6 protein-coding genes are annotated in these 7,068 nt (G+C 35.0%); 1 reads left to right on the forward strand and 5 read right to left on the reverse strand.

The features are described from left to right. Positions 1-159 precede the first annotated feature (159 nt). From NE544_RS05460 to prfA, 5 genes are all read right to left on the reverse strand, one after another. Entirely contained in the window at positions 160-1,497 is a 1,338-nt protein-coding gene (locus NE544_RS05460) for an MATE family efflux transporter (RefSeq protein WP_256268627.1), read from the reverse strand. A gap of 48 nt (positions 1,498-1,545) precedes the next feature. Continuing rightward, a complete protein-coding gene (locus NE544_RS05465) occupies positions 1,546-2,412 on the reverse strand; it encodes a methionyl aminopeptidase (protein ID WP_117926505.1) in 867 nt (288 codons plus the stop codon). Between the two features lie 95 nt (positions 2,413-2,507). Further along, positions 2,508-3,077: a ferritin family protein gene (locus tag NE544_RS05470; RefSeq protein ID WP_256268628.1), complete on the reverse strand. Its 570-nt coding sequence runs from the start codon at positions 3,075-3,077 to the stop codon at positions 2,508-2,510. A 98-nt stretch (positions 3,078-3,175) separates the two neighbouring features. After that, the gene (prmC, locus tag NE544_RS05475; protein ID WP_154556303.1) at positions 3,176-4,024 is read right to left on the reverse strand and encodes a peptide chain release factor N(5)-glutamine methyltransferase; all 849 of its coding nucleotides are present in this window, start codon (positions 4,022-4,024) and stop codon (positions 3,176-3,178) included. Continuing rightward, a complete protein-coding gene (gene prfA / locus NE544_RS05480; protein ID WP_003866204.1) occupies positions 4,024-5,100 on the reverse strand; it encodes a peptide chain release factor 1 in 1,077 nt (358 codons plus the stop codon). Before prfA ends, prmC begins: the two co-directional genes overlap by 1 nt. A gap of 165 nt (positions 5,101-5,265) precedes the next feature. Here prfA and NE544_RS05485 point away from each other — a divergent pair, with 165 nt between their 5' ends. Then, on the forward strand, positions 5,266-6,645 hold the full coding sequence (locus NE544_RS05485; protein WP_256268629.1) for a glucosaminidase domain-containing protein: 1,380 nt from the start codon (positions 5,266-5,268) through the stop codon (positions 6,643-6,645). The last annotated feature ends 423 nt before the right edge of the window (positions 6,646-7,068 follow it).

The raw sequence follows: 7,068 nt of genomic DNA on the forward strand, positions 1-7,068 counted from the left end.
TCATGACCCAATTTAACAGCTTATCCCAAGAAGACATCTTTTCACCTTCATTATATTTGGTGTAAATCATATTTTTAATGATCTCTACCTCAATTAAATCAGATGTATGTGAAAAAGACATTAAAAGTCAAAAAAAAAGAAGTCATTTAGACTTCCAATTTAACTCATTTTCTTTTGAACCGTACGCATTGCACTGATCCACAATGGTATCAATACCAATGTAGCTGCAACCCATGCTGTTTGATCTGCCCATGTGATCGCACTATATTTGAAAATTGGAACAAAGCATAATGCCACAATACATCGTGCAATCATTTCTACAAAGCCTGCCAGCATAGCTCGAGCAGAATAGCCAAGTCCTTGAACGGACATTCTTGTTGTGATCAAAATTCCTAAAACAGGATAAAAGTAGCCCATTCTTCTTAGATACAAAGCACTCGCATTTAACACTTGTGATTCATTGGCGCTCACAAACATCATACTAAGAATTCTTCCAAAGAAAACCATTACGACGCATGCGAATACACCATATAAAATACTCACCATTACGCCTTTATGATATCCATCATGGATTCGTTCTAACTTGCAAGCTCCATAATTTTGGGAAAGGAATGTAGAAACAGCTGCACCTAATGCATCAAATGGACACATCATCAATGATTTAATACGCATACCTGCTGTAAAGCCGGAAACATAAATGGTTCCCAAAGCATTGTTAGCCGACTGCATGACCATTGAGCCAATGGCGGTAATCGAAAACTGTAAGCCCATAGGAACACCCATAGCAAGTAGTTTTAGAGAATGTTGTTTATCCACATAACGACTTGATTTAGGAATATGTAAAACATTGACTTTAAAAGCAATCAACAATAAACACAAAATACCACTTACGGCTTGGGCAAAAATGGTGGCGATGGCAGCCCCTGCACATCCCCATTTCAAAACAAGAATGCAGAAAAAATCAAGGCCAATATTTAAAAATGCAGAAAAAGCTAAAAAGAGAAATGGTGTTTTTGAATCTCCAATAGCTCTTAAGATAGCTGATAAATAATTATAAAGTAATGTGAATGGTATCCCTGCAAATATGACAACCAAATAGGCATAGGCATCTTTAAAGATTTCATCATTGACTTGTAAAATATGAAGAATGTCTGCACAAAACACAACGACTAAGATGGATACCACAAATGCTGTAATGGCTGTCCATATCGCTCCTGCATAGATATAAGTGTGCATTTCATCGAGCTTTTTTGCTCCGAAACTTTGTGAAACCATAATCGCAAAGCCTTGGCATATTCCCATACAAAATCCTAGAATCAAAAACTGCACACTACTGCTTGCGCCTACGGCTGCCAATGCTTTAGAACCTAGTGTTTGCCCAACAATAGCCGCATCAACAACGTTATAAAATTGTTGAAATAAATTTCCTAATAATAATGGAATACTAAAATTCAAAATGAGTTTTAACGTATTCCCCTCAATCATACTCTTTTGCATATTCCCTTTTTTAAACCTCATCAAAAAAGAAGTCATTTTATTGACTTCTTACCAAGCTAATACTTCAATTCCTTTTTCTGTAACTAGAATTGTGTTTTCCCATTGTGCCGATAACTTTCCATCTTTTGTATAAGATGTCCAACCATTATCTTTATCAATATATAAATCACGCGTTCCTTGATTGATCATAGGCTCAATGGTGAAGACCATACCTGGTGCAATAACCATACCTGTATTACGAATTCCTACGTGATGTACATATGGATCTTCATGGAAAGCATTACCAACACCGTGTCCACAGAAATCAACAACAACACTGTAACCATTTTTGTGTGCATGTTCTTGAATAGCAGCACCAATATCTCCAATGTATCCCCAAGGACGTACGGCTTCTTTACCAATTTCTAAGCATTCTTTAGTCACTTCAACTAATCGTTTTGCCTCTTCACTTACATGACCAATACAGAACATTCTAGATGCATCCGCAAAGTGTTTATGTACAATGGTAGTACAGTCTACATTTATAATATCGCCATCTTTTAATACGACTTTTTCACTTGGAATACCATGACAAATTTCATTATTAATAGATGTGCAAACACTCTTAGGGAATCCTTCATAACCTAGACATGCAGGAATTCCACCATGACTTGTTGTATAATCATATACTAATTTATCAATATCTTCTGTCGTCATACCTGCACAGATTTTTTCTCCAACTAAATCAAGAACTGCATTATTGATTTTAGCCGCTTTCTTGATCCATTTAATATCTTCTTCCGACTTGATTAAATTATGACTAGGAACAATTTTTCCTTGTAGTTTTAATACATTAATTGTATTGTCCCATTCTTCATGACAATGTTTATATTTTTTACCAGAACCACACCAACATGGACTATTCTTACCAATCATCTTGATCCTTCTTTCTATATATTCGTTAAACACAACTTATTATACACGAAAACAAGAAAAAAAGCTTCCGATTGATTCAGAAGCTTCTAAATGCATTATTCACCAAAATAACGTTTTAATAATCCAGCAAATGCCTTACCATGACGAGCTTCATCACGAGCCATTTCGTGTACTGTATCATGAATTGCATCTAAGTTTGCCTTTTTAGCACGAGTAGCTAAATCAACTTTACCTGCAGTCGCACCATTTTCAGCTTCTACACGCATTTCAAGATTTCTCTTAGTTGAATCTGTAACAACTTCGCCTAATAATTCAGCAAATTTTGCGGCATGTTCTGCTTCTTCCCAAGCTGCCTTTTCATAATACAATCCAACTTCTGGATATCCTTCTCTGTGAGCTACTCTAGCCATTGCCAAGTACATACCTACTTCTGAGCATTCACCTTCGAAGTTAGCACGTAAATCGTTTTTAATGTCTTCAGCAACATCTTTTGCGACTCCTACTACGTGTTCAGCAGCCCAAGACATTTCGTCTTCTACTGGAACAAATTTTTCTTTTGGTTGTTTACAAGTTGGACATTTCCAATCTGCAGGAAGATCAGCGAATTTTACGCCTTCTTTTTCCTCGTCATAAATGTGTCCACAAATTAAGCATCTATATTTCATAAATAATCCTCCTCTTGAAATATACTATTTCCTTTTATGACTATACTATCGCATATTCATTTCAATATTTCAAAAGTATTGCTCAACAATTTTTAAAATTATAATTCAATCGTCAACATACGATCTTTTCCTGACATATCTTTATGTACAGTAATCGTTGCAGATTCAAAATATTCACGAGCTAGATTCGATAAAGATTCACCTTGATCCCATCCCATTTCAAAGGCAAGAAAAGCTTTTTCATTCAATACTAGATGTGCTTTTTCAAATACATCACGATAGAATTTTAATCCGTCTTCTCCACCAAATAGGGCTACGTGCGGTTCATAGTCCACAACACTTTGTTCCATCTTCTCTTCACTTGGAATATATGGTGGATTGCAAACTAGAATATCGCAATGTAAATCGCGATCTACAAATGGATCTAACATGCTTCCACAAATAAAGTTTACATGCGCATCCAGCTTTTCATTATTCTTTTGTGCAACCACTAAAGCTTCTTTTGAAATATCCGATGCGATCACATCCATTCTAGGTTCTTCTAGATTTAAAGTAATTCCAATGGCTCCAGATCCTGTTGCCACATCAAATACATTGACATGATCTTTATCGGCAAAATAATCATCAAACTTAGATAATACAAGTCCTACAAGTTCTTCTGTTTCGGGTCTAGGAATTAAAACATCTTCATTCACAATAAAGTCATAGCCATAGAAACATTCATACCCTAATACATAGCCTAATGGTTCTCCATTTTCCATTAAATGAATTCCTTCTAAATAATCCGTTTGAATTTGTTCATCCGCCTCTTCATCCATAGAAATATATAAATTGATATCTTTTTGACGACACAATTCCACCATGAAAAGTTGCGCTGCCTGTTCGCCTTGACCAGCCTTATAAAGACGTTCTTTACCTTCATTGATCAATGAATGATATGTACTCATTATTCTTTTTCTCCAGCAATTTTAGCCTGTTGATCTGCAAGCTGTAATGCAGCCATTAAATCATCTAGACGACCATCCATAATACGATCTAACTGATTGACTGTATATCCAATACGGTGATCTGTTACACGGTTTTGAGGATAGTTGTATGTACGAATTTTTTCTGCACGATCTCCAGTACCAATCTTTGTACGACGTTCTTTTTCGTTCTTTTGATCCAATTCACGCTGTCTTTCTTCATATACACGAGCACGAATTGTCATTAAGGCAGTTGCACGGTTTTCATGCTGACTACGACCATCCTGACACTTAACTACAATACCTGTTGGTTTGTGGACGATACGTACAGCTGAATCGGTTTTATTGATGTGCTGTCCTCCAGCTCCACTTGAACGCATTGTTTCAATTTCCAAGTCGTTCATATCAATATCAAAATCTTCAGCTTCTACTTCTGGCATACACAATACTGTTGCGGTAGAAGTATGGATACGGCCTTGTGATTCTGTCTTTGGCACACGTTGTACACGGTGAGAACCAGATTCAAATTTTAAAGTTCCATAAGCCCCTTCTCCATTGACTTTAAATGAAACTAATGAGAATCCTCCAGCTTCACTATCTTCCATTTCAATGACTTCTGTTCTCCAACCTTTTGCCTCTGCATATTTTGAATACATTCTAAATAAGTCTCCGGCAAAGATATTTCCTTCGTCTCCACCAGCTGCTCCACGAATTTCTAAGATCGCATTATGAGAATCGTTAGGATCTTTTGGTACTAGAAGCAATTCTAAACGGTCTAAATAATTTTGGATTTTTGGTTCTAATTCTTCCAATTCCATTTGTGCCATTTCACGAATTTCTTTATCTTCCTCTTTTGAAAGAACTTTAGCCTCTTCTAATTCCTCAACTGCCTTTTTATATTCTTCGTATGTTTCTACAATAGGTGTCAACTCATTTTGTTCACGCCCCAATTTTGCCATTGTCTTACGATCTGATACAACATCACTTTGCATCATCAAATCATTGATTTCACGATAACGCTCAACCATTTTTTCTAAACGCTCATCCATTTTTGCCATAAATATACATCCTTTCTCTATAATTTATATATCTTGAGTGTTTTACCACTTAAAAAACGCTTTATTTTAGCGATATACCCCATCTATTTTAATATAAAGAAACAGTATTGTCGATGGAAATTGTCCTATTACGCAATTTTTGAAGATAAGAGTATAATATGAAGTATGAAACAGAAAAGAAAAGTTAAAAAAATACCAATTGTGTTTATTCTTACCTTACTCATTTTCGTATTTATAGTTATTCCCTTCACCATTTTAAAAATCACTGAAGACGGACAATACTACGTAGAAGATTTAAATACAAGTGAAGTACAAGCTTCCTATAAGCATTACATCTTCGCATCTTTTAAGATGGATACAATCGATTCTAAGTATGCGTGTATAAAAGATGAAAACGGAAAAATATTACGACTTCAATCTGGCATTGTTAATTTAAAGACGAAAGACATAACTGAAAATACAGAATACACAGCAGATACAGATGAAACTGGATATGTGAATGGAAGTTATGGTGCAGATGCTCAATATTTAGGAACCAGCTTTAACGGAAAGAAGGTTCACTTTAAAATAAGCGGCGTGCAAGCATGGACAGACATCAACAATGTTGAATTGTACTTATATGACGATTCTTATACTTTATCCACATATTATGTTTATAACGGTTCCCTCATTCATACGATTTCTACTGATCTTGTTCAAGGAAATGCGAATTCTATTGCGATTGGTCCTGCTCCAAAATTTTTAAAAGAAGATACTGCCTATTATTCATATGATGGTCACTATTTTTATACAAGCTATAAAAACTTAGTTGATGATAAAAAGGTCAATGAAAATCCATACTATAACTATTATCAATATGTTCCGCACAGAACCACGTCGTATTTGAATCATGCGATTTATAATACGTATGTCAACGATGAATCCGCACTCTATAATCAAGCCGATGTATTTTTTAATATACAAGCTAAATACGCAATCAACGCATCTATGATGTATGCGCTTGCCCTAAATGAGAGTGGTCTAGGACTTAGTCAGTATGCGCTTGAATATCATAATTTATTCGGTCATGCAGCCATTGATGAAAATCCAGATAACGCAAATCAATACAAATCAATAGCGGATTGTGTAAAACAACATGCCTACAATTTCTTGCAGCAAGGCTATCTAAATCCTGACGATTCAAGATATCACGGTTCGTGGTTTGGGGATAAGGCAAGTGGCATCAACGTGAACTATGCGTCTGATCCGTACTGGGGAGAAAAAGCGGCTAGTTTCTATTATCAATTGGATGAAGATGGTATTGACCAAAAAAAGAATCCAATCAAAACAATACAACTATCCAAGGACTTAAAGGTATATGCACCAAATAAAAAAGGTGTTCTTTATACTTATAAAAAAGGAAGTATTGTATCGATTCATATATTAAACGATGAGCAAAGATACTATAAAATATCAAGTGAAGCACCTGTTAAAGATAATCATTTGAATATAAATGCTAAATATAAGAATAGCTATGCATATATCAAGAAATCGGATTTCAAATAAAAGGAACCATTCTAGTGTTGGCGTCTAGAATGGTTCCTTTTTGTTTATTATTTTTAGGAGAGAGATATGAATATTGGTTTCTTTCTATATTCATTGCCTTATCTTTAAGGCACTTATAGAATATCATCCCATGTTGTCATAAATTTAGTATAACTTTGGTAAATCTTGTGAAATCAAAATGAATTATGTGAAATTATCAAAATTTGCATCTTTTCTAAAATTTCCTTCTTTTTTTTTCGTATTAGAGAGAGAAGAAAGGAGGAATCATCTTGAATTCGATGGATATTGAGTCTAAGAAGTTTTTAGGACAACCCAAAAACTTTATTTCAATCTTCAATGCACTTTTATTTGATGGACAACCAGTGTTAAAGCCTGAATATCTTAAGGATGAAAACAGTGAACTTGTCATGAATGTTTCGAGTA

The organism is Holdemanella sp. MSK.7.32, from assembly GCF_024460475.1.
Taxonomy (GTDB): domain Bacteria; phylum Bacillota_I; class Bacilli_A; order Erysipelotrichales; family Erysipelotrichaceae; genus Holdemanella.

Coding starts and splice junctions, on each gene's coding strand:
- NE544_RS05470 (WP_256268628.1), bottom strand. CDS start 3,077: ATGAAATATAGATGCTTAATTTGTGGACACATTTATGACGAGGAAAAA.
- NE544_RS05485 (WP_256268629.1), top strand. CDS start 5,266: ATGAAACAGAAAAGAAAAGTTAAAAAAATACCAATTGTGTTTATTCTT.
- prmC (WP_154556303.1), bottom strand. CDS start 4,024: ATGAGTACATATCATTCATTGATCAATGAAGGTAAAGAACGTCTTTAT.
- NE544_RS05460 (WP_256268627.1), bottom strand. CDS start 1,497: ATGCAAAAGAGTATGATTGAGGGGAATACGTTAAAACTCATTTTGAAT.
- NE544_RS05465 (WP_117926505.1), bottom strand. CDS start 2,412: ATGATTGGTAAGAATAGTCCATGTTGGTGTGGTTCTGGTAAAAAATAT.
- prfA (WP_003866204.1), bottom strand. CDS start 5,100: ATGGCAAAAATGGATGAGCGTTTAGAAAAAATGGTTGAGCGTTATCGT.